Origin of the sequence: Aureimonas sp. Leaf324, assembly GCF_001423245.1 — a bacterium.
Lineage (GTDB): Bacteria > Pseudomonadota > Alphaproteobacteria > Rhizobiales > Rhizobiaceae > Aureimonas.
In genome coordinates this window covers 87552-109638 of record NZ_LMOH01000030.1, presented here as the reverse complement: position 1 = coordinate 109638, position 22087 = coordinate 87552, and the positions used below count along the sequence as shown (strand labels likewise).

Annotated in this window: 16 protein-coding genes; 4 read left to right on the top strand and 12 right to left on the bottom strand. The window is 69.7% G+C overall.

What is annotated here, in order from left to right:
• Positions 1–93 precede the first annotated feature (93 nt).
• From addA to ASF65_RS20450, 12 genes are all read right to left on the bottom strand, one after another.
• Complete coding sequence (addA, locus tag ASF65_RS20505) at positions 94–3720, bottom strand: double-strand break repair helicase AddA (RefSeq protein WP_055893712.1); 3627 nt, start codon at positions 3718–3720, stop codon at positions 94–96.
• The gene (gene addB / locus ASF65_RS20500) at positions 3717–6827 is read right to left on the bottom strand and encodes a double-strand break repair protein AddB (RefSeq protein ID WP_055893710.1); all 3111 of its coding nucleotides are present in this window, start codon (positions 6825–6827) and stop codon (positions 3717–3719) included. Before addB ends, addA begins: the two co-directional genes overlap by 4 nt.
• A gap of 202 nt (positions 6828–7029) precedes the next feature.
• A complete protein-coding gene (locus ASF65_RS20495; protein ID WP_055893796.1) occupies positions 7030–7743 on the bottom strand; it encodes a nucleotidyltransferase family protein in 714 nt (237 codons plus the stop codon).
• Between the two features lie 66 nt (positions 7744–7809).
• Positions 7810–9363: a tRNA (adenosine(37)-N6)-threonylcarbamoyltransferase complex ATPase subunit type 1 TsaE gene (tsaE, locus tag ASF65_RS20490; RefSeq protein ID WP_055893707.1), complete on the bottom strand. Its 1554-nt coding sequence runs from the start codon at positions 9361–9363 to the stop codon at positions 7810–7812.
• The gene (locus ASF65_RS20485) at positions 9360–11852 is read right to left on the bottom strand and encodes a PAS-domain containing protein (RefSeq protein WP_055893705.1); all 2493 of its coding nucleotides are present in this window, start codon (positions 11850–11852) and stop codon (positions 9360–9362) included. Before ASF65_RS20485 ends, tsaE begins: the two co-directional genes overlap by 4 nt.
• A 262-nt stretch (positions 11853–12114) precedes the next feature.
• Positions 12115–13515 (bottom strand): adenosylhomocysteinase, encoded by a 1401-nt coding sequence (ahcY, locus tag ASF65_RS20480; RefSeq protein WP_055893702.1) that lies wholly within the window; start codon positions 13513–13515, stop codon positions 12115–12117.
• A gap of 166 nt (positions 13516–13681) precedes the next feature.
• Positions 13682–14017, bottom strand: coding sequence for an HPr family phosphocarrier protein (locus tag ASF65_RS20475; protein WP_055893699.1), 336 nt, complete (start codon positions 14015–14017; stop codon positions 13682–13684).
• A 38-nt stretch (positions 14018–14055) separates the two neighbouring features.
• Positions 14056–14457, bottom strand: coding sequence for a PTS sugar transporter subunit IIA (locus tag ASF65_RS20470; protein ID WP_055893695.1), 402 nt, complete (start codon positions 14455–14457; stop codon positions 14056–14058).
• 180 nt (positions 14458–14637) lie between these two features.
• Entirely contained in the window at positions 14638–15105 is a 468-nt protein-coding gene (locus ASF65_RS20465) for a hypothetical protein (protein WP_055893691.1), read from the bottom strand.
• Entirely contained in the window at positions 15102–16817 is a 1716-nt protein-coding gene (locus tag ASF65_RS20460; protein WP_280137654.1) for a sensor histidine kinase, read from the bottom strand. Before ASF65_RS20460 ends, ASF65_RS20465 begins: the two co-directional genes overlap by 4 nt.
• A 94-nt stretch (positions 16818–16911) precedes the next feature.
• A complete protein-coding gene (locus tag ASF65_RS20455) occupies positions 16912–17616 on the bottom strand; it encodes a response regulator transcription factor (protein WP_055893685.1) in 705 nt (234 codons plus the stop codon).
• Between the two features lie 190 nt (positions 17617–17806).
• Positions 17807–18286, bottom strand: coding sequence for a pyridoxamine 5'-phosphate oxidase family protein (locus tag ASF65_RS20450; protein ID WP_055893684.1), 480 nt, complete (start codon positions 18284–18286; stop codon positions 17807–17809).
• Positions 18287–18582: 296 nt separating this feature from the next.
• Here ASF65_RS20450 and ASF65_RS20445 point away from each other — a divergent pair, with 296 nt between their 5' ends.
• The 4 genes from ASF65_RS20445 (at position 18583) to msrB (ending at position 22022) form a co-directional block, all read left to right on the top strand.
• On the top strand, positions 18583–20193 hold the full coding sequence (locus ASF65_RS20445; RefSeq protein WP_055893681.1) for a phosphoenolpyruvate carboxykinase: 1611 nt from the start codon (positions 18583–18585) through the stop codon (positions 20191–20193).
• 124 nt (positions 20194–20317) lie between these two features.
• Positions 20318–20761, top strand: a complete 444-nt coding sequence (gene arfB, locus ASF65_RS20440; RefSeq protein ID WP_055893679.1) for an alternative ribosome rescue aminoacyl-tRNA hydrolase ArfB — start codon at positions 20318–20320, stop codon at positions 20759–20761.
• A gap of 125 nt (positions 20762–20886) precedes the next feature.
• A complete protein-coding gene (locus ASF65_RS20435; RefSeq protein WP_055893676.1) occupies positions 20887–21444 on the top strand; it encodes a fasciclin domain-containing protein in 558 nt (185 codons plus the stop codon).
• 86 nt (positions 21445–21530) lie between these two features.
• On the top strand, positions 21531–22022 hold the full coding sequence (msrB, locus tag ASF65_RS20430) for a peptide-methionine (R)-S-oxide reductase MsrB (protein WP_055893673.1): 492 nt from the start codon (positions 21531–21533) through the stop codon (positions 22020–22022).
• The last annotated feature ends 65 nt before the right edge of the window (positions 22023–22087 follow it).

Below are 22087 nucleotides of genomic sequence, written 5' to 3'. Positions count from 1 at the left end.
CCATTGCGCGATGGTTCGAGAAAGAGCCGGCGCGAGGGAATCGCCTGGGGCCGGTCTCGGGTGCTCCATAGGTAGAAGGGAGGAGCGGCCGGTTCAAGCCGCCGCCCCCCCCGCAGCGCTCCGGGCCGCCCGCTCGGCCAGCGCCTCGGCCATCGCCTGTTCCGTCACCTCGATCAGCCGCGGCCCCTCGCTGTAGAGGAGCGCGGCCCGGATCCGTCGGCCTTCGAAGAGCGGACGCACCATCTCGGCATAGAGCGCGAGCTGCAGGAGATGGGCGGCGGGAACCGCGGCGAGCGATTCGGGAAACGGTCTGTTCGTCTTGTAGTCGAGGATGTGAACGGCATCCGCCGTCACCGCCAGCCGGTCGATCGCGCCGCTGACGGCATAGCGTCGCCCGGCAAGCTCGATCTCGCCGGCCACCGCCACCTCCGCCCGGTTGCCGGGGCCGAAGAAGGGGGCGTAGGCGGGCTCGTCGAGGATCGCGAGCGCCTGGCCCGCGATGCGGGTGGCTTCCTCCTCGCCGAGCGCCCGGCCTTCGCGCCGGGCGAAGTCATGCGCTGCGGCCTCCCGCGCCTCCGGGGCGAGGTCCGGCAGCGCCTGCAGGAGGCGATGGAGAAGAAGGCCGCGGCGCACGCCCGTGGCGGGCCGCCCCGCCGCGCCCAGCACCGGCGAGGCCGACAGGGCCCCTTCGTCGTCCATCGCCGCGACCTCGATCCGGCTGCCGCCGGACGCCGTGGACGGCTGCAGCGGGCGCGGCGGCAGGTCCTCGGGCGCAAGCTTCGACAGGTCGAGCGCGCGGAAGACCGGCGCATCCGGCGCGGCGACAGGCGGAAGGGTGGCCCCCTCCAGTTCCGAGCCGAGCCGCCAGGCGAGGGTCTCGCCCGTCCCGGTGTCCTTGATCTCGCGCGCGTGCGGCTTGAGGGCCGCCTCGACCTTCTGCAGCCAGGACGCCTCGTCCGGCCCGCGCACCCCCGACAGGCCGCAGACCACGAGCCGGTCGGCCGCGCGCGTCAGCCCGACATAGAGGAGACGACGATACTCGTCCTCGGCACGCGCGCGCTCGGCCTCGCGCAAGGCGGCCACCGCCGCATCGCGCGCCGACAGATCGGGGCACCAGAGGAAACCCGGCGGCATGCCGGGCGGCCGGGCGGGCATATCAGACCATTCCATGAGCTTGGCGCCGTGCGAATGGCTGAACGGAGCCGAGCCCGGATCGACCAGGAACACGACAGGCGCCTCCAGCCCCTTGGAGGCGTGCGTTGTCATGATGCGCACCTCGCCGCGCCCATGCTCCATCTCGCGCTTGATCTCGGGCGGCGAGGCGGCGAGATCGGCGAGGAACGCCTCCAGTCCGCCGCGCCCCGCCTGCTCTTCGGCGAGCGCCAGATCGAGGAACGCGTCCACCACGTCGCCGGCATCGCGGCCGAGCCGCGCGACGAGCCTCGCGCGGCCCTCCTCGGGGCCGAGGATGCGCGCGAAGAAGGTGAAGACGGTCTCGAAACCGGCGCGACGGCGCAGCTCCTCCAGCCGGTCGAAGGCGTGGGCGGCCTTGTCGCGCAGCCGCTCGCGCGCCGCCCCCGTCACGAAGGGGGGCACGCGTTCCGCGCCGCCCGGCCGGGCGAGGCGGCGCAAAGCGAAGTACAGCGCCTCGGGCTGCCGGGCGCCCTTGCGCGACAGGGCGAGCGCCATCAGTTCGTCGTCGCTGAAGCCGAAGAGCGGGCTCTTCAGGGCGGCGGCGAGCGACAGCTCGTCCTCGGCGTTCGACACGGTGCGCCCCAGCGCGACGAGGTCGGCGACGGCGATATGGTCGGTGATCACCAGCCGGTCCGCGCCCGCGGCGGGAATGCCCGCGGCCCGCAACGCCGCGCCCATCGCCGCGACGAAGCCGGATCGCTTGCGAACGAGGATCAGCACATCGCCGGCATCGAGCGGGCGCAGCTTTCCCTTCGCGCGGATCGGACGGCCGATCCAGTTCTTGATCTGGGCCGCGATACGCCCGGCGAGGCGATGGGCGGGCGAGGTCTCCGGCTGGAGGTCGACCGGCGTCAGCCAGTCCTCGTGCTGGGGCACGGTCGCGGGCACGACGACCGGCCAGACCTCGATCAGGCCGGGATCGGCGGTGCGCGTCGAGACGTGGACGGGCGGGCCCTCGTCGGACTGGAGGCCGCGCCGGTCGGCGGGATCGGCGAAGACCTGATCCACCGCCTTCAGGATCTCCGGCACGGAGCGGAAGGACTGGTGAAGCTCGACGGCCGCGAACGGCCGGTCCCCGCCCTCGGCAAGAGAGCGGAGATAGCGCCGCTCGGCGTCGAACATCTCCGGCGAGGCGCCCTGGAACGAATAGATCGACTGCTTCTCGTCGCCGACTGCAAAGACCGTGCGCGGCCGGACGCTCGCCGAGGCACCGGCGAAGAACTCCTCGACCAGCTGGCGCACCACCTGCCACTGGCGCGGGCTCGTGTCCTGCGCCTCGTCGACGAGCACGTGGTCGATGCCCTGGTCGAGCTTGAAATGGACCCAGGCCGAGGCGTCCGCGCGCAGGAGAAGATCGGCGGTGCGCACGATCAGGTCCTCGAAATCGAGTCGCCCGCGCCGGCGCTTGAGCGCCGCGTAGTCCGCCTCGAGCTTCTCGGCGATGGTCAGCGCCGCGCCGCTGGCGCGCGCAAGGCGCAAGGTGGCGAGCCGCTCGCGGCGCTCCTCCAGGAACTCAGCGAGCGTCTCCAGCCGCTCCTCGAAATCGGCGAAGAGACCGGACACAGCCTTGGTCGCGACGCTCGACGCCTTGTAGCGTCCGCCATCGGCCTTGAAGACCACCGCGCAGAGAGCGGTAAACCGCGCCTCCGGCGTTGCGGCGCTCTCGACGAGGGCGATCTTGGCGGCAAGCTTCGCGTCGGTCGCCTTGCCGCTGCGCTGCGCCGCCTCGGCGAGGGCCTCGCGGAAATCCTCCTCGAAGCCCGGCGGATCGATCGCCGCACTGAGCGCGCTCGCCTCCGTTTCGCCGGGCTGGAGACCGAGTGCCCGACGCAGGCGCTCCTCGGCCGCGTCGCGCCCGCCCGTCGCCTCGAGATGCCGGCGCAGCCGGTCGCGGCGCTGGACGATCTCGCCGAGCAGCGCGTCGAGGCCCCATTCGCCCGCCATCGACAGGGCATCGGCAAAGGCGCGCGCGATCGCCGCGTCCTCCGCATCCTGCCCGCCGGGATCGTCCGGGCTCGTGCGCGCACCCGAGATCAGCATGCGCCGGGCTTCGGCAAGGAGGAGCGCGCTCTCGGCGTCGTCCAGCACCTCGAAATGGCCGGGGATATTGGCTTCCAGCGGAAACTGGTGGAGCACCGCCTCACAGAAGGCGTGGATGGTCTGGATCTTCAGGCCGCCCGGCGCCTCGAGCGCGCGGGCGAAGAGGCGCCGCGCCTCGGCGAGGCGTTCCCGCGACGGCGCGCGCTTGTCGAGATCCTCGATCGCCTGTCGGAGCGTCGCCTCGTCCGTCACCGCCCAGTGCGAAAGGCGGGCGAAGACGCGCGTCTGCATCTCGGCGGCCGCCGCCTTGGTGTAGGTGAGGCACAGGATCTTGGCAGGCTCGGCGCCCGCCAGAAGCAGCCGCACGACGCGCTCGGTGAGGACATGCGTCTTGCCCGACCCGGCGTTGGCGGCGACGAAGACCGAGCGCGCGGGATCGGAGGCGATGCGCTGCGCTTCGATCGTGGTGGGAAGGATCTCGCTCATTCCACGGCGTCCTCGTCGGCGGCGCCGGCCCCCGCCGCCGTCCATTCGCGTGCCCGGGCGAGATGGTCGTAGGGGCCCGAGAAGTCGCCGGCCTGGAAGGGGCGGGCGCGCGACAGGTAGCCTTTCTCCGGGTTGCGATAGGCGGCCGCCAAGCCCCGGAAGGCGCCGAGCGCGGCATCCGACAGGTCGTCGCCCGACTGCGGCTCGCCCGTTCGGCCGCCGTTGTGCGCAAGGCGCTCCTCGTAGAAGTCGCGTTCGCGCAGGCGCACGTAGAGGAGGTCGCGCACGGAGGACACCGGGCCGAGCTTCTCGAAACCGCCGAGCCGCGCCATCGCGCCTTCCAGGGGCAGCTGCGGGCTGAGAAGCGTGCGCGCCTGTTTCACCGACGGCGTGGTGCCGGTCTTGTAGTCGATGATCTCCACGGAGCCGTCGCGCATCCGGTCGATGCGGTCGGCATAGCCGTGGAAGCCGACGCCGATCCCGGGCAGGTCGAACGCGCCCTTCACCTCGGTCAGGCGCTCGGCGACCATCGGCGCGCGCTCGCGCTCCCAGGCGATCATGTTGGTCGCCAGCGTTTCCATGCGCGGCCACCAGACGGCCTCGATCTCGGGCGGCAGGGCGGCGTCGTCGAAGGCTTCGCGGGCGATGGCGAGCAGCCGGTCCCGCGCGTCCTCGGCATCGGGATCGATGCCGTCATCCACGAAGCGGTGGAGGATCGCGTGGTAGAGGTCGCCGCGCTCCGGCGCACCGGGCGCTCGGATCATCTCGGGGAGAGGATCGAGCCTCAGGACGCGGCGGGCGTAGACCGCATAGGGGTCGCGCACCAGCGTCTCGACTTCGGTGAAGGAATGGCGGATCGGCCGCCGGTCCACCGGGGGTTTGGGTTCCGGCCGCGGCGCGCGCAGCTCCTCCGGGCGCTCGTCGAGGCGGCGCGCATGGTGGAGGTAGGTCTCGCCGCGGGCGCGAAGCGCGCTCGCGCCGTCCGGTCCCGCCAGCGTCAGGATGCGCTGGAGCCAGCGCGAGGCGATGGCCGGCGCGCCGCCGGCGCGGTGCGAGCGCGCCATCACGACGCGGCGGGCGCCGAGCGCCATCCAGATGTCGTGTGCGGCCAGGCCGATGCGGCGCTCGGGCGGATCGAGCTCGATCTCCGAGCGCATGATGCGCGACAGGAAGGCGTCGGAGCGCGCGGTGCCCGGCCACGTGCCCTCGTTCAGTCCGCCGAGGATCATCACGTCGACATTCTGCAGCCGCGCCTCCAGCGCGCCCCAGATGAAGACGCGCTGCGACAGGCCGCCGCGCGGCCGCACGTTGATCGAGCGCATCAGCGCCAGCGCCACGTCGGGCAACTCGGGCGCGCGAAAGGAGAAGCCGGTTTCGGGTGCGGCGACGAAGGAGCGCAGCATGTCGCGCAGCGCCGCGCCCGCCTCCTCGGCATAGAGCGCCGTCGGCGCGCCATCCTCGCCCGCCGCCAGCGCTTCCAGAACGCGCGTCAGGCAGACGGCGTAGTCGGCGAGTTCCTGCTCGCCCCCGTCGCGCAGGCCGGACAGGGGCTGGAGCGCTGCCTCCAGCCGTTCGGCGAGCGCCTGCGCGGCGTCGCGGTCTTCCTCCGGCACGAGCTGCACGGGGCGCGGGGCACGGCCGTCCTCGGCCTCCGCCGCCTTGCGGCGCTCGGCAAAGAGGCTTGCGAGCTTGCCGCCGTCCGCAACGCCGCAGCCGCCGCGCAGCGCGATCAGCTCGATCGTGCGCGCCGCCTCGCGCGCGCGGGCGGAGCCAAGACCGAGCCGCAGGAGCGGGTGCTTCAAGAGCGACAGGAGTGTGATCGGATCGCCCGGCTCCAACGCCACCGACAGGGCGAGCAGGCAGAAGGTGCCGGGCGGCGTCGCGTGCAGCGGGCGGCCGGCGGAATCGTTGGCGGCGACGCCGAAGCGCTCGAGCTCGGCCGACACGCGCCGGGCGAGGTTGCGGTCGGGCGTCGTCAGCGCGACGGTCGCGGACGGGTCGGACAGCGCGTCGCGGATCGCGACGGCGATTGCCAGCGCCTCCTCGCGCTCGTCCGCCGCCTCGATCAGCTCCAGCCCGTCCAGCGCGTCGCCGCCATGCCGGCGATCGGCATCGGACCAGGCGTCGGTGGTTTCGGCCGGGCGCAGCGCGTCGGACAGGAACTTCTCGCGCGCCAGAAGCGGATGGCCCCGGTCGGGGCACAGGAGCTCGATGCCGTCGCGCTCCACCAGAAGCCCCTGCAGGATGCGCTTCAGGGCATGCTGCGGGTGCCCCGGGGCGGCGATGGAGCGGGCGCGATCGATCGCGTCGAAGCTCGCGTTGTCGAGATGGCAATCGACGCCCGGCAGGATCACCGCGCCGTTCGGCAGGCCCGCCACCGCGCGCAGGAAGCGCAGCGTCGAGGGCGCGGTCGCCGTCGAGCCGGCGACAAGGATCGGTCCCCGCGAGCCGCTGGCTTGGAGCCGCTCCGCTTCCGCATCGAACCAGCGGCGGCGCAGGCTCGCGCGATCCTCGACCCCGCGCTCCTTCAGGATCGCCGGCCACTGCTCCGACAGGATCGACAGGAAGGTCAGCGTCAGCTGCCACCATTCGGCGAGGCGGTCGGGCGCAAGGCCCGTCAGCTTGTGCAGGCCCGCCTCTTCCGTCACCGCCTCGTCCAGAAAGGCGCAGAGGTCCTCGGCCGAATAGAGGGCGTCCGCCGCCGAGGCCGGCAGCACGATCTCCTCGTTCGCGAGAAGGCGCAACGCCTGCCGGTTCAGCCCGACCTTCCAGAAGCGCACGAGACGCGCGAGCAGGAGGTGTCGCTCCAAGGGGTCCATCGCCGGCGCCATCGCCGCGCCGAGATCGACGAAGGCCGCCCCCTCGTCGGCTTCCGCCAGCGTGCGGATCGAGGGCAGGATCGCCGAGGCGCCGCCCATCGCCCGCGCGAACTCGCCCGCCAGCGAACGCGCCGCACGGCGCGTCGGCACCAGGATCGTCAGCCCGGCGAGCGCCAGCGGATCGGCGGAGAAATCCTCGCCCGGCAGGAAGCGCCCGTCGAGCACGCCGCGCGCCAGCGTCGGCAGGAAGGGCAGGGCAGGAGCGATGGAAAACACATGCGAGGGCATCGCGGCCACCCTAGCCGATGGGGATGGCGGGGTTCCACCCCGCACCCCGCCAGGGGAAATGATTTCCCCTGGACCCCTCCTCATTTCGCGCTGTGTCCGAATGTCGGAAGGGCCAACGGCCTTTCCGACATTCGGAAAAGTCCCAAACAAAAAGAAGGGTTCGGGAATTCCTTCCCGAGCGGGGATCGGGGCAGCAGCCCCGCTATGCCCGCTCGGCCCGCGTCGCGCTGGCGGTGAAGGCCGCTTCGGCCTCGGCGATGGCGCGGGGGGTGCCGACGGTGATCCAGAGCCCGTCGAGGCGCACGCCGAAGAGGCGCTCGGCCTCGATGGAGCGGTCGAAGACGCGGTTGAGCGAGAAGGTCTCCTCCGGCAGGTCGCGGAAGAGATCGGGCTTCAGGATGCCGGCGCCGGCATAGATGAAGGGGCTCATGTCGCGCTCGGCGACGCGGCGCAGGCGCCCCTCGCGATCCATGGTGAAGTCGCCGCGCCCCTCGTAGCCGGTGGCCTGCCGCATCTCGGCGATAAGGAGCGACATGTCGGCGTCGGCCGGGTTCCAGAGGTCGGCGAGGAGGTCGAGGTTGTCGCGGTAGCCGTCGATCCAGAACGTGTCGGAATTGATGAGGTAGAACGGATCGTCGCCGATCAGCGGCAGGGCGCGCACGATGCCGCCGCCGGACTCCAGAAGCTTGTCGCTCTCGTCGGAGACCAGCACCTCCATGTCGCGACGCTTGCGCAGGTGGGCACGCATCAGGTCGGCCATGTAGTGGACGTTGACGACGACGCGCTCGACGCCGTTGCGGGCAAGCGCGTCGAGACCGTAGTCGATCAGCGCCTTGCCGCGGATCTCGACCAGCGGCTTCGGGATGGTCGAGGTGATCGGGCGCATGCGCTTGCCGAGGCCCGCGGCGAGGATCATCGCGGTCTTCGGCTTCGGGGCGCGGGGCGGGCGGGCGGGAATGATGCGGGCGTTCACGTCGGGCTCTTAGCGGGATGGGGCGTCGGCTTCGTCCAGAAGGTGCCATGCCTCGTAGAGACTGGCCAGTTCGCCGAGCGCCGGATGGGTCAGGATCGTCCTGAGATAGGCTTTAATCCGGGGAATGTGACGCAGGTATTGCGGTTTGCCGTCGCGCGCGAGCAATCGGACGAAGATGCCGAGGATCTTGGTCTGGCGCTGCGCCGCCATGATCGCATAGGCGGTGGCGAAGCCGGTCTCGTCGAAGGCGGGATCGGCAGCGCGGCGCGCGTCCACGTAGGCGCCGCGCAGGCGGGCCTCCAGCGCCGGCTCGATGGTCACGCGCGGGTCGTGGGCAAGGGCGGCGACGTCGTAGGCGGAGGGGCCGACCATCGCGTCCTGGAAGTCGAGGAAGGCGATGCGATCGATCCCCGTCCGCTCGGGGCGCCAGACGAGGTTGGGCGCCTGTACGTCGCGCTGGACGAGATGGCGCTCGGCGGCGTCCAGGGTGTGGAAGAGCCCGGACCAAGCGGTTTCGAACGCCGCGCGCTCGGCCGGCGTCACAGGCCGGCCGAAGACGTGCGGCACGTACCAGTCGACAAGGAGGCTCGCCTCGATCGCCATGGCGGCGTGGTCGAACGGCGGCACCTCGTAGGGCCGGCCGTCGGGCAGCACGAGATGCGGATCGAACGGCGTCGCGTGGAGATGGGCGAGCGCCCGCATTGCCGTCTCGTAGCGCTTCGGGATCGGTCGCCCTTCGGCGTCGAGGACAGACTCTCGGCCGAGATCCTCCATCAGGACGAAACCACGCGATGTGTCGAAGGCTTCGATCCGCGGCGTGGCCAGCCCGCGCTCGCGCAGCGCTCCGGCGACCGCGACGAAGGGCACGGTGTTGCGGGCCGAGCGGGCGATCTCGGCATAGGCGCGCCCGTCCCGCACCGGGGGGCCGAGCACGAGATCGGGCGAATCCATCAAGATGAGCGGTCGCCCGGCCGCGGTCGTCAACACCTCGTAGCGGCGCGCGGAAGCATCGCCTGGAAAGGGCTTGCGGTCGGCGTCGCCCTCGCCGGCGGCCGCGAGAAAGGCATGGAGCGCGAACGGGCGCTCGATGCGCGCCGCGGCTTCGGGCAGCGCGTGTATCACCACCTGCCGTCCGCCGCCGGGGCGGTCCGCCAGCGTGAGGCGAAGGTTGGCGGCACGCAGGACGTCCGGCGCCTGCTCCGGCCATTCGGCGAGCACGATGCCGGTCTCGGCCGCCTCGTCGAAGCCGAGTTCGACGAGTTCGTCGGGATCGCCGATCCGATAGAGGTCGAAATGGCTGATGCGCGGGCGCGTCGGATAGATCTGCACCAGCGTGTAGGTGGGCGAGGGGACCTCGAGGTCGGGATCGCCCGCCACGGCCCGGATGAGCGCCCGGGCGAGCGTCGTCTTGCCGGCGCCGAGCGGACCCGACAGGGCGACGACGTCGCCCGTGTTGAGGAGCGGGGCGAGGAGGCGCGCCAGCCGGATGGTCGCGGCCTCGTCGGGAAGCTCCAGCGTGAAAGAGCGGGTCTCGTCGGCGGCCGCGCCGGAGCCGGTCGTCATTCGGCGGCGAGGTCCTGCTCGTCGCGGTCGAGCGGGAAGCGGCAGGTCACCGTGGTGCCGCCCTTCGGGCCCGACTGGATCTCGACCCGGCCGCCGTGGAGTTCGACGAAGGAGCGCACGATCGACAGGCCGAGCCCGGCTCCCGACTGGCGCCCACCGGACGGGTTGGTCTCGAAGCGCTCGAAGAGGCGCGCGACCTCGCCGGGCGCGATGCCGGGTCCCTGGTCGGAGACACTGAACACCATCTCGCCGTTGCCGCGCACCGCCTTGAGGTTCACCACCGAGCCCGCCGGCGCGAAGTTGGCGGCGTTCGACAGGAGGTTGAAGAGAATCTGCGTGACCCGGTGCCCGTCGGCCCGGAAGGTCGAGCCGGCGCGACTGAGGTCGATGTTGAGGAGGATGTCGTTTTCGCGGAACCGGTCGCGCACCCCGTCGGCCGCATGGCCGACCGTGCCGGCGACGTCGACGTCGGTCAGGTCGAGGTCCATGATGCCGGCGTCGATCGTCGCCAGATCCAGGATGTCGTTGACGATGGTGAGAAGCGACGAGGTCGAGGTGCCGATATAGTCGAGATATTCCGACTGGCGGTCGTTGAGCGGCCCGGTCTCGGGCGAGCGCAGGAGCGCGGAGAAGCCGATGATGTTGGTTAGCGGCGAGCGCAGCTCGTAGTTGACGTGCTGGACGAAGTCGCTCTTGAGGCGCGCGGCGTTCTCCAGCGCGTCGTTGCGCTCGCGCAGCATGCGCTCGGCCTCGCGGGCGTCCGAAATGTCGGTGAAGGTCAGCATGGTCTGGCCGTTCGGCAGCGGCACGATGCCGTAGGCCTCGACGCGCCCGTCCGACAGTTCGATCTCGCCGCTTTCGGCCTCGCGCGCGCCCTCGTCGAAGGCGGTGACGGCGTGGGCGAAGGTCGCCCAGGTCGGACCGGCCTCGCCGCCGAGCGGCGCTCGGATCGAGACCGAGGCGGTGGCCGCGAAGGAGCGGATATGCGGTTTGGCGGCCAGGAACTCGGCCGACAGACCCCAGAGTTCGGCGAAGATCGGGTTGGACAGGCGCAGGCGCCCGTCCTGGCCGAACACGGCGACACCCTCGCGCAGATAGTCCAGCGTCTCGCCCTGCAGGCGCACCAGCGAGTTGAGGCGCGACTCCAGCTGCAGCTTCTCGGTGAGGTCCTCGAACACCCAGCTCGCGCCACCGCGCGGCTCGGGGCTGGCGAAGACGCGCAGCGTGCGCCCGTCGGTCAGGTGCCAGAGCGCCTCGGTCGGCTGCGTCGCGCGGTGCGCGGCCAGGATCTCGGCCTTGACGTCGCGCAAGGGACGGTCATCCGGGAGGATGCCGCGCGAGCGGAGCTGGTCGAGGATGCCGATATGGTCGGGCGCGGTCTCCAGATAGGTCGTCGACAGGTCGAAGAGCCGGGCGAAGGCCGCGTTGTGATAGAGGAGCCGCGTCTTGTCGTCGAAGCGCGCGATGGCGGTCGTCAGCTGGTCCAGCGTCTCGGAATGCGAGCGCACGGTCTCGTCGAGCTCGCGACGGATCGCCTCGGCGTCGGAGATGTCGATGGCAAGGCCCGCAGCACCGAACGGCCCGGCGGCGTCGACGACGTGGAAGTTGCGTCGGTCGGCTTCGACCACGGCGCTGAGCCGGTCGCTGAAGTGGCTCGACTGGCGGCGGGTCGCGGCGATGCGGGTGCGGTCCTGCTCGTTCAGGAACTCGGTCTGCGCGGCGACGGCGCCGGTCACGCCCGGCGCATCGACGGCCTTGGCATAGGCGTCGTTGACCCAGATCAGGCGCTCGTCGGCATCGCGCACCCACATGGGCAGGGGCGCGGCATCGAACAGCGCCTGCATCGTCTCGATCATGCCGTTGGTGCGGGCGTTCTCGACCTTCAGCGCCGCGAGTTCCTCGCGAAGGCCCGACAAGGGAGCGAAGCGCACGGTCGCGAGCGCGCCGACGGTGCGGCCCGAGGCCTCGATCAGCCGCCCGTCCGGGCGCTCGATCTCGAGGCGGAAGGGCTCGGCGCGGGTGCGCAGCTGCGCGATCGCGGCTTCCAGCCGGCGGGCCTCGCCGGCATCCATCCAAGCGGAGAAGTCGAGAAAGGACGCGGGCTCGCCGGGGACGCCGAGGTTCTTCGGCAGCGTTCCGATGATGTCCGGGGCGCCGGCGCCGGCATAGACGACGAGACGCTGGTGATCGTCGGTGAGGAGACCGGCGCGTCGGTCGGCCTCGGTCAGCGCGTCGGCGAGGTCCGCGCGAAGCCGGACATTCTCCTCGGCGGTCGCGGCCTGCTGGCGGATCAGCCAGAAGGCGGCGATCATCGCCGCGCCGATCGTCAGGGCCACGAGGGCGAGATAGAGGAGCGGCTCGGCGGCCAGTGGCTGGGCCTCTGCCTGCGCCCGAGCCGGACCGCTGCCGACGCAAAGGACGAGGACCGCCGACGCCAGGACAGGCGCCCACGCGACCCGTCGCTGCTCGCCGTTCCGGCCAGCTTTCATCGAGCAGGTCCCCCGACCCGCCTCCTGCACTGATTCGCGCGTCCGCATCGCGTCCTTTCAGCCGCCCCTCGAGGGAGGCGGGTGTCCCCGTAGCGCCCCCGCTCCCCAACGGCAGGCTCGGGCGCGAATCTAAACGGTGGATAACCGTCCGCAAAGCGTCGATCGGACACGCATCGGAAAAAAGAAAGGGCGCCGGGGGGCTTGCCCTCGACGCCCTCTTGCTATGCAGCCCCCGTCTTTGCGACGGGCGCCCGATCCGTCGTCAGTAGCGGTAGTGCTCGGCCTTGAACGGGCCCTGCGGCGTCACGCCGATATAGGCGGCCTGATCCTCCGAGAGGGTGGAAAGCCGGGCGCCGAGCTTGTCGAGGTGCAGGCGCGCGACCTTCTCGTCGAGGTGCTTGGGCAGGACGTAGACCTGGTTCTCGTACTTCTCGCCCTTGGTGAAGAGCTCGATCTGCGCCAGCGTCTGGTTGGTGAAGGATGCCGACATCACGAAGGACGGGTGGCCTGTCGCGTTGCCGAGGTTGAGGAGGCGCCCTTCCGACAGAAGCAGCATGCGCCTGCCGTCCGGGAAGGTCACCATGTCGACCTGCGGCTTGATGTTGGTCCAGGTTAGGTTGCGAAGGGCCGCCACCTGGATCTCGTTGTCGAAGTGGCCGATGTTGCCGACGATGCACATGTCCTTGACGGTGCGCATCGTGTCGAGCGTCACGACGTCCTTGTTGCCGGTGGTCGTGATGATGATGTCGGCGGTCGGCGCGGCGTCCTCGAGAGTGACGACCTCGAACCCGTCCATCGCCGCCTGCAGCGCGCAGATCGGATCGACCTCGGTCACCTTCACGCGGGCGCCCGCGCCCTGCAGCGAGGCGGCCGAGCCCTTGCCGACGTCGCCGTAGCCGCAGACGACCGCGACCTTGCCGGCCATCATCACGTCGGTGGCGCGCCGGATGCCGTCGACGAGCGATTCCTTGCAGCCGTACTTGTTGTCGAACTTCGACTTCGTCACCGAGTCGTTGACGTTGATCGCCGGGAAGGGCAGGAGGCCGCGCTTCTGGAGCTGGTAGAGGCGGTTGACGCCCGTCGTCGTCTCCTCGGTCACGCCCTTGATGGCATCACGCTGGCGCGCGAAGAAGCCGGGGGTGGCGGCGAGGCGTTTGCGGATCTGCGCGAAGAGGACTTCTTCCTCCTCGGAGCCGGGGTTCGAGAGGACGTCCTCGCCGGCTTCCGCGCGCGCGCCGGTCAGGATGTACATCGTTGCGTCGCCGCCGTCGTCGAGGATCATGTTCGACGGCTCGCCGTCCGGCCACTGGAAGATCCGGTCGGTGTAGTCCCAGTATTCCTCGAGGCTCTCGCCCTTGACGGCGAAGACCGGTGTGCCGGTCGCGGCGATCGCGGCCGCAGCGTGATCCTGCGTCGAGAAGATGTTGCACGAGGCCCAGCGGACCTTGGCGCCCAGCGCCTGCAGGGTCTCGATGAGGACCGCGGTCTGGATCGTCATGTGCAGCGAGCCGGTGATGCGCGCGCCCCGCAGCGGCTGGTCGGCGCCGAACTCCTCGCGGCAGGCCATGAGGCCCGGCATTTCGGTTTCCGCGATGTCGAGTTCCTTGCGGCCCCAGTCGGCCAGCGAGAGATCCTTGACGACGAAATCGCCTGTGTCGGCCATGCGGGAGCTCCTTCTCGTGGGCGGCATGCGGGCTCGACCGAGCCGTCCGGTGCCGCCGTTCAAGGCGCTTCCTTATCAGGAGAGGGGATATAAGGAAATCCTTATATCGTTATCTCGACCCGCCGGCCGGGCGGCAGGGGCATCGAGGCGCTGCGGCTGCCGCCGATCAGCAGTCCTCGCCGAAGCGGTCCGCCACGAGCGCCGAGATCGCCGCCACGGCCTTGTCGGCGTCGTGACCCTCGGCGCGCACGTCGATCGTGGTGCCCTGGCCCGCCGCCAGCATCATCAGGCCCATGATCGACTGACCGCCGACCGACAGGCCCTCGCGCGTGATGGTGATGTCGCATTCGAACTGCTCGGCGAGCTGCACGAACTTGGCCGAAGCGCGGGCATGGAGCCCCTTGCGGTTGACGATGGTCATCGTCTGCTCGACCGGCCCGGTGGGCGACGAGCCGGACAGGGGCGAATCGCACGGCGGGGGGAAGTGTTCTGACTTGTCCATGGCCCGGCCGCCGATATTCCGTTCGATCTGTTCGAGAGTTACTTGCCGCTGAGAATGCGGCTTGCGACGGCGATGTACTTGCGGCCGGCGTCCTGGGCGGCGACGAGCGCGTCGGCCATCGGCTTCTCGCCGCGGACACTCGCGAGCTTGATCAGCATCGGCAGATTGACGCCGGCCAGCACGTCGATGTTCCCTTCGTCCATCACCGAGATCGCAAGGTTGGAGGGGGTGCCGCCGAACATGTCGGTGAGGATGATCACGCCCTTGCCACGCTCGGCCTCGCGGACGGCCTGGAGGATGTCCAGCCGCCGCTGCTCCATGTCGTCGTCGGGGCCGATGCAGATCGTCTCGAACGCCTCCTGGCGGCCGACCACATGCTCCACGGCGAGCTTGAATTCACGCGCGAGCTGGCCATGCGTCACCAGCACCAGTCCAATCATACGCCGACCATCCCGGACTCCGCCGCTTCCCTGTGCAACGGATTGTGCGCTTGCGGCCAGATTGCTGCAAGACGCAGCAAGTCACACCCCTCGGAATCTTTCCAGACTGGCGCCGAACGCCTGCATTCCGGGGTTTTCTTCCCATTCACGAAGCCGCGACGCGAATGCTGCGCCGCGATATCAACTGGTGCGCGTGGCGGTCCAGAACGAGGGCGTCGCGACGAGGGTCAGAAGAACGTCGGCGGCAAAGGACGGATCGCGATCGGGCAGCCCGATCCGGCGGATCTCGATCCCGGATATGGCGACCGCGTGATCCTCCGGGAGGCGTTCTACGGATATGCGGGGCACGAGATCGACGACGAGGTCGAGAGCGGTCTCGGCGAGGTGCGGCCGGGACAGGATGCCGACGCCGCGAACCTCGATCAGCCCGGCGGTGACTGCCGGAGCCTGCGCGTAGAGCCGCCCGCCGCGCGGCTCCACGAAGACCTGGTCGTCGGCGACGAGAGCGGCCTCGAAGCCTGCGGCGGCGCTTCGGGCGAGAATCGAGAGCGCGAGCGAGGACTTGCCGCTGCCGGAAGGGCCGCGCACCAGCAGGCCACGCCCGCCGAGGCGCAGCGCGCTCGCATGAAGGTTGGTCCTCGAACTCACGTGTCAGCCGGAATCTCGACGGTGAAGCGGGCGCCCGCGAGGCCGCCCGGCGCACTCGCATCGACCATGTTCTCCGCGCGGATCTGGCCGCCATGCGCCTCGACGATCTGTCGCGAGATCGACAGGCCGAGACCGGAGTTCTGGCCGAAGGACTCGGCGCCCGGACGGTCGGTGTAGAAGCGCTCGAAGATGCGCTCGATCTTCTCGGCCTGGATGCCGGGCCCGTTGTCCTCGATGGTGACGACGCAGGCACGCGGGCGGCGCTGCAGGCGCACGCTGATACGGCCGCCCGTCGAGGGCACGAAGGATCGCGCGTTGTCGATGAGGTTGGTGAAGACCTGGCTGAGGCGAAGGTCGTGGCCGGCGACGCGGTAGGTCTTGCCGGGCGGCGGGGGAGCGATCGTCAGCGCGATCGTGATCGACTGCTCGGGTTTCAGATGGGCGCGCGCGCCGTCCACCACCGAGCCGACGAGACCGGCGAGATCGACTTCGCCCGCGACCTCGCGCGCGAGTTCGGCGTCGAGGCGCGAGGCGTCGGCGATGTCGGTGATCAGCCGGTCGAGGCGCTTCACGTCGTGCTGGATGACCGCGAGCAGGCGCTCGCGCGAGCTTTCGTTGCGGGCAAGCGGCAGCGTCTCGACGGCTGAGCGCAGCGAGGTGAGGGGGTTCTTCAACTCGTGGCTGACGTCGGCGGCGAAGCTCTCGATCGCGTCCATGCGGGCGTAGAGCGCGTTGGTCATGTCGCGGATGGCGGAGGCGAGGTGGCCGACCTCGTCGGCGCGGTCGCCGAAATCGGGGATCTCCTCGCGCGCCGTCACGCCCCGGCGCACGCGGATCGCGGCGGCCGACAGGCGGCGGAGCGGGGTCGCGATGGTGGAGGCGAGGAGCGCCGACAGGATCACCGTCACCATCGCGGCGACCGCGAAGGTGCGCACGATCGCCATGCGCTCGGCCTGCACGATCTTGTCGATGTCGCCCCCTTGCGTCGACAGGAGGAGGACGCCGAGCACCGCGCGGAAGCGCTGGATCGGCACGGCGACCGAGACGATGAGCTCGCCGTTCTCGGTGGAGCGAACCAGCGCGCGTGGACCGCCGGTGAGCGCGCTCATCACCTCCGGATAGGTCGAGCCCGAGCCGCCCGGCGTCTCCTTGTAGACCGGCAGGTCGCCGTGGCCGAGGAGGCGGCCCGTCTCGCGGCTGATCCAGGCGAAGATGCCCGTCTCCTCCTCGCTCTCCACCGGCGGCAGGTCGTAGCGCAGGATCTGGCCGCGCGAATAGAGGTGGCGCGAATCGAGGATGAGGTTGGCGTCGCGGTCGTAGAGGCGCGCGCGCGTGCGCGTCGGGGAGATCAGGCGGCGCAACAGCGGGGCGACGCGCTCGGGATTGATCGGAAAGTCGAGCGATTCCGACTGGTCGGGATTGGGCTGCAGCGTCGCGCCGGCCTGCAGCTCCAGGAGCTTCTCCGGATCGACCGTGATCGAATCGGTCTCGACCGTCGCCGAGGAGGCGATGGCGCTCGCGATGATCTCGCCCTGCGTCAGCAGGCTTTCGACACGCGCGTCGATCAGCCCGGCGCGGAACTGGTTGAGGTAGAGGATGCCCGAGACGAGGACGATCAGCGCGACGAGGTTGAGGAAGACGATTCGCCGCGTCAGCGACGAGAAGACGGAGTGACCGAGAACGCGCCGGGCGCGGATCAGCAGCCGGCGCACGATGGGCTTGCGCCGCCAGCGACCAACGCGCCGACGCGCGGCCGCCGCGCGTCCCGTCTCGGATGTGTCCGTCGCCGTCAAGGCCGGCGGTCCGTCAGACTTCGCGGAAGCGGTAGCCCACGCCGTAGAGCGTCTCGATCATGTCGAAGTCGTCGTCGATCGCCTTGAACTTCTTGCGCAGGCGCTTGATGTGGCTGTCGATCGTGCGGTCGTCGACATAGACCTGCTCGTCGTAGGCCGCATCCATCAGCGCGTCGCGGCTCTTCACGACGCCGGGGCGCTGCGCGAGCGAGTGCAGGATCAGGAACTCGGTGACGGTCAGCGTCACCGGCTGGCCCATCCAGGTGCAGGTGTGGCGCTCCTGGTCCATCACCAGCTGGCCGCGCTCGAGCGAGGATTCCGGCGCCGTGCCCGGCTTGCCCGCCACCGCCTCGCGCGGGGCGCCGCGGCGCAGGATCGCGCGCACGCGTTCGACCAGAAGGCGCTGCGAGAAGGGTTTACGGATGTAGTCGTCGGCGCCCATCTTGAGGCCGAAGAGTTCGTCGATCTCCTCGTCCTTCGAGGTCAGGAAGATCACCGGAAGGTCGCTCTTCTGCCGCAGGCGACGCAGGAGCTCCATCCCGTCCATGCGCGGCATCTTGATGTCGAAGATGGCCAGATGCGGCGGCCGGGCCGACAAGCCCTCCAGCGCCGAGGCGCCGTCGGTGTAGGTCTCGACCCGGTAGCCCTCGTTCTCCAGCGCGATCGACACGGATGTCAGGATGTTGCGGTCGTCATCCACCAGCGCGATCGTCGGCATCTTGTTTCAACTCCTGTTCCGGCGGGCGGGCGCTTGTCTTCGACCGAGCGAAGCGCCGGAAACGCCCGGTGTCCGCATCGTCGCCGATGCGGACCCGATTCCCTGTCTGGAAGGGAAATGTGGCGTTCGTGGCGCTTTTGCAACGCCTAAAGCATTTCCGCGCCCCGCCGGAACGCTCATCCGAGCCGGTTCAGAGGTCGACCTTGATGTTCTCCGTCGTGTCCGGCCGCGGCTTGTCGCCGACATACGCCTTCGCGAACTCCCAGGCCTGCGAGATCTTGTTCGACGTCACGTCCCAGATTTCGGCCTGGTTGGGGCGGATCACGAGGATCGCCGTGTTCGGATCGTCCTTGCCGCCGGGCATCCAGGCCTCGGCCTGCGCGTCCCACGCTTCCTCGATGCGGGCGCGATTGTTCGTCACGCTCGCCGTACCCGAGACCGCGACGTACTCTTCCTTCTGCACGAAGGAGCAGGCGACCTGATCGTCGGCCGCGATCTCGTCCACCTTGTGGGAGTTGCGGTCGGTCACGAACAGGATCTCGCCGCGCGCGCGCGAGATCTTCGGCGCCATCGGGCGCGAGCGCAGCTGCCGGCCATCGCGCGTCGTGACCATGCAGGTCTCGAAGTCGCCGATCATGTCCCAGAACTTCTCGGTTGCCGCCTCGGCCATCTCTCGTCCTTTCTTGCCTGAAACTCGGCCCTTCAACGCGCCGGGCGACGAAAAGTGCCCCGACCTGCATCGGGAACCCTCGATCGGCCCTCAACGGCAAAATTATTTTTGCTTGGGTTAATCCGATTGAAGCGGAGCCTTGAACCGATTTAGACGAGCCCGAGCATGTTTTAAATCGTTTGATATTGAGAAGGCCATGTATTTCCTTATCTTTTAGACAGTTGCCGCCACGCGGTAACGGCGATACTTGCTTGGCTCACGCCGGGGCGGCCCGGTTGTTTTGAAGGAGCAGGCACATGGATGAATTCGGGCTCCGCAACCCCGATCGCGGCATCGAGACGACCGGCCTCGCGAACGTGTCGTCCCTGCGCTGGAACCTCTCGGAAAGCGAACTCGTCGAAACCGCGGTGCGGCAAGGCGAGGGAACGCTGACGGCCCACGGCGCGCTGGTGGTGACCACCGGCCAGCACACCGGCCGTAGCCCCAAGGACAAGTTCGTCGTGCGCGACGAGACCACCGAGGACCGCATCTGGTGGGACAACAACAAGCCGATGGCGCCGGACGCCTTCGAGCGCCTCTATGCCGACTTCAAGGCGCATGCCGAGGGGCGTGACCTCTTCGTGCAGGATCTCGTCGGCGGTGCCGACAAGGACAACGCGATCAAGGCGCGCGTCGTCACCGAGTTCGCCTGGCACTCGCTGTTCATCCGCAACCTCCTGATCCGCCCGGAGCGCACCGAGCTCGAGAGCTTCGTGCCGGAGCTGACGATCATCGACCTGCCGTCCTTCAAGGCGGACCCGGAGCGCCACGGCTGCCGCACCGAGACGGTGATCGCCTGCGACTTCACGCGCAACATCATCCTGATCGGCGGCACGACCTATGCCGGCGAGATGAAGAAGTCGGTCTTCACGGTTCTCAACTACCGCCTGCCCGAGACCGGCGTGATGCCGATGCACTGCTCGGCCAATGTCGGCGCCAACGGCGACGCGGCCGTGTTCTTCGGCCTGTCCGGCACCGGCAAGACGACGCTCTCGGCCGACCCGAAGCGCACGCTCATCGGCGACGACGAGCACGGCTGGGGCGAGAACGGCATCTTCAACTTCGAGGGCGGATGCTACGCCAAGACGATCCGCCTCTCGGCCGAAGCCGAGCCGGAGATCTTCGCCACGACGCGCATGTTCGGCACGGTCCTCGAGAACGTAATCCTCGACGAGCGCCGCGTGCCCGACTTCGAGGACGGCCGGCTCACCGAGAACACGCGTGCCGCCTATCCCCTGCACTTCATCCCGAACGCCAGCGAGACCGGTCTTGGCGCGCACCCGAAGAACATCATCATGCTGACGGCGGACGCCTTCGGCGTGATGCCGCCGATCGCCAAGCTGACGCCCGAACAGGCGATGTACCACTTCCTGTCGGGCTACACGGCCAAGGTCGCGGGCACCGAGAAGGGCGTGACGGAGCCCGAAGCCACCTTCTCGACCTGCTTCGGCGCACCGTTCATGCCGCGTCATCCGGCCGAGTACGGCAACCTCCTGCGCGACCTCATCGCGAGCCACGGCGTCGACTGCTGGCTGGTCTCGACCGGTTGGACGGGCGGAGCCTACGGCACTGGGCGGCGCATGCCGATCAAGGCGACGCGTGCGCTTCTCGCCGCCGCCCTCGACGGCTCGTTGAAGAATGCCGAGTTCCGCACCGATCCGAACTTCGGCTTCCAGGTGCCGGTCGCGGTGCCCGGCGTCGATAGCGCGATCCTCGACCCGCGTTCGACCTGGAGCGATCCGGCCGCCTACGACCGCCAGGCCAACAAGCTCGTCGGCATGTTCCGCGCGAACTTCGAGAAGTTCGAGGATCACGTCGATGCGGGCGTCGTCGACGCCTCGCCGGCGCTGGCGCTCGCGGCCGAGTAACACCCAAGACCTCTGGGAGGAGGTCAGGGGCTCGCGACCTTCGGGTTGCGGGCCCCTGTCGTTTGCGGCAACCACGGGTGAGACGGCGGCGTTGCCGCCGCGAACGCTCGAGGAGACGCGACCCATGGCAGAGCCCGGTTCCGCCAAAGGCCTGCCCGTGAACGCCCGCATCACCATTCCCGACGACGAGCTGGAGGAAAGCTTCATCCGCTCGGCCGGGCCGGGCGGCCAGAACGTCAACAAGGTGGCGACCGCCGTTCAGCTGCGCTTCGTGGCGGCCGCCTCCGTCGTCCTGTCCGACGAGGTGAAGGCGCGGCTCCTGCGGCTGGCCGGCCAGCGCGCGACCAAGGCCGGCGAGGTGCTGATCGAGGCCTCGCGCTTCCGCACGCAGGAGCGCAACCGCGAGGACGCGCGCGAGCGCCTCGTCGCCCTCGTCCGCGAGGCGCTCGTGCCGCCCCCGCCGCCGCGCAAGAAGACGCGCCCGACGCGCGGCTCGGTGGAGCGGCGGCTGGAGGCGAAGAAGGGGCGCTCGACCGTCAAGCGGATGCGCGGCCGCGTCGATGACTGACGTCCCGTCGGACGGCTCCTAAAGAAAAGTTGATCGCGGATCATTTTTTCTGCATCCGGCGCATCATCGGCCTCGTAGCTCCTGACGCCCCTCGATGGGAGGGCACCAACAGGGGAAACGAACCCATGATCTCCAAGCTGTTCCGCAGTGTCGTCGTCGCCTCGCTCCTCCTCGGCACGGCCGGTGGCGCGATGGCTCAGGGCAAGAGCGTGATGGTCGGCGGCGCGCCGATGTACGCCTCCAAGACGATCGCCGAGAATGCCCCGAACGCCAAGAACCTGAAGACGCTGGTGGCGGCGGTGAAGGCGGCCGGCCTCGTCAAGACGCTCGACGGCAAGGGTCCCTTCACGGTCTTCGCGCCCGACGACAAGGCCTTCGCCAAGCTGCCGGCCGGCACCGTCGAGATGCTGGTGAAGCCCGAAAACAAGGCGATGCTGACCAAGATCCTGACCTACCATGTCGTCCCGGCCAAGGCGACGGCCGAGGCGGCGATGAAGATGATCAAGGACGACGGCGGCAAGCATGTCGTGAAGACCGTCGAGGGCGAGACCCTGACGCTCGCCATGAAGGGCAAGAAGCTGACGATCACCGACGCCAAGGGCAATGTCGCGACCGTCACGCAGGCCGACGTGATGCAGAAGAACGGCGTCGTGCACGTCATCGACACCGTACTGATGCCCTGATCTCAGCGTATGGATCACCGACGGCCCCGCCTCCATATGGGGGCGGGGCCGTCTCCGTTTCATCCGCCACGCACGGGAGCCATGCCATGCAGCGTCGACAGTTCCTTCTCGGCTTCGCGGCCTTCGGGCTCGGGGCTTCGGCCCTCGCGCTGCGGGGCGGGGGCGCGGCCCGCGCCGAGACCTTTCCCTTCACCTTGAGCGATGCGGACTGGAAGAGCCGCCTGACCTCCGACCAGTACGCGGTGCTGCGCCAGGAGGCGACCGAACGGCCTTATTCGAGCCCGCTCAACAACGTGAAGACGAGCGGCCTCTTTCACTGCGCGGGCTGCGACAACGCGCTCTATTCGTCCGCCACGAAGTTCGATTCGGGAACGGGCTGGCCGAGCTTCTGGGCGCCAGTCGCCGGGGCCATCGGCAACCGGACCGACTACGTTCTGGTCTATCCGCGTACCGAGGTGCATTGCGCCCGATGCGGCGGCCATCTCGGCCACGTCTTCGACGACGGGCCGCCGCCGACCGGCAAGCGCCATTGCATCAATGGCGTCGCCATGCAGTTCAAGCCGGGTCCGGTGACCTGAGCGGGGCAAGCCTTCGTCAATCTTTGCGGCGCTCAATGATGACGGGGCCGCGGAAGGGCGGCGCG

Coding starts and splice junctions, on each gene's coding strand:
- addA (WP_055893712.1), bottom strand. CDS start 3,720: ATGAGCGAGATCCTTCCCACCACGATCGAAGCGCAGCGCATCGCCTCC.
- addB (WP_055893710.1), bottom strand. CDS start 6,827: ATGCCCTCGCATGTGTTTTCCATCGCTCCTGCCCTGCCCTTCCTGCCG.
- ASF65_RS20495 (WP_055893796.1), bottom strand. CDS start 7,743: ATGATCCTCGCCGCGGGCCTCGGCAAGCGCATGCGCCCGATCACCTCG.
- tsaE (WP_055893707.1), bottom strand. CDS start 9,363: ATGACGACCGGCTCCGGCGCGGCCGCCGACGAGACCCGCTCTTTCACG.
- ASF65_RS20485 (WP_055893705.1), bottom strand. CDS start 11,852: ATGAAAGCTGGCCGGAACGGCGAGCAGCGACGGGTCGCGTGGGCGCCT.
- ahcY (WP_055893702.1), bottom strand. CDS start 13,515: ATGGCCGACACAGGCGATTTCGTCGTCAAGGATCTCTCGCTGGCCGAC.
- ASF65_RS20475 (WP_055893699.1), bottom strand. CDS start 14,017: ATGGACAAGTCAGAACACTTCCCCCCGCCGTGCGATTCGCCCCTGTCC.
- ASF65_RS20470 (WP_055893695.1), bottom strand. CDS start 14,457: ATGATTGGACTGGTGCTGGTGACGCATGGCCAGCTCGCGCGTGAATTC.
- ASF65_RS20455 (WP_055893685.1), bottom strand. CDS start 17,616: ATGCCGACGATCGCGCTGGTGGATGACGACCGCAACATCCTGACATCC.
- ASF65_RS20450 (WP_055893684.1), bottom strand. CDS start 18,286: ATGGCCGAGGCGGCAACCGAGAAGTTCTGGGACATGATCGGCGACTTC.
- ASF65_RS20445 (WP_055893681.1), top strand. CDS start 18,583: ATGGATGAATTCGGGCTCCGCAACCCCGATCGCGGCATCGAGACGACC.
- arfB (WP_055893679.1), top strand. CDS start 20,318: ATGGCAGAGCCCGGTTCCGCCAAAGGCCTGCCCGTGAACGCCCGCATC.
- ASF65_RS20435 (WP_055893676.1), top strand. CDS start 20,887: ATGATCTCCAAGCTGTTCCGCAGTGTCGTCGTCGCCTCGCTCCTCCTC.
- msrB (WP_055893673.1), top strand. CDS start 21,531: ATGCAGCGTCGACAGTTCCTTCTCGGCTTCGCGGCCTTCGGGCTCGGG.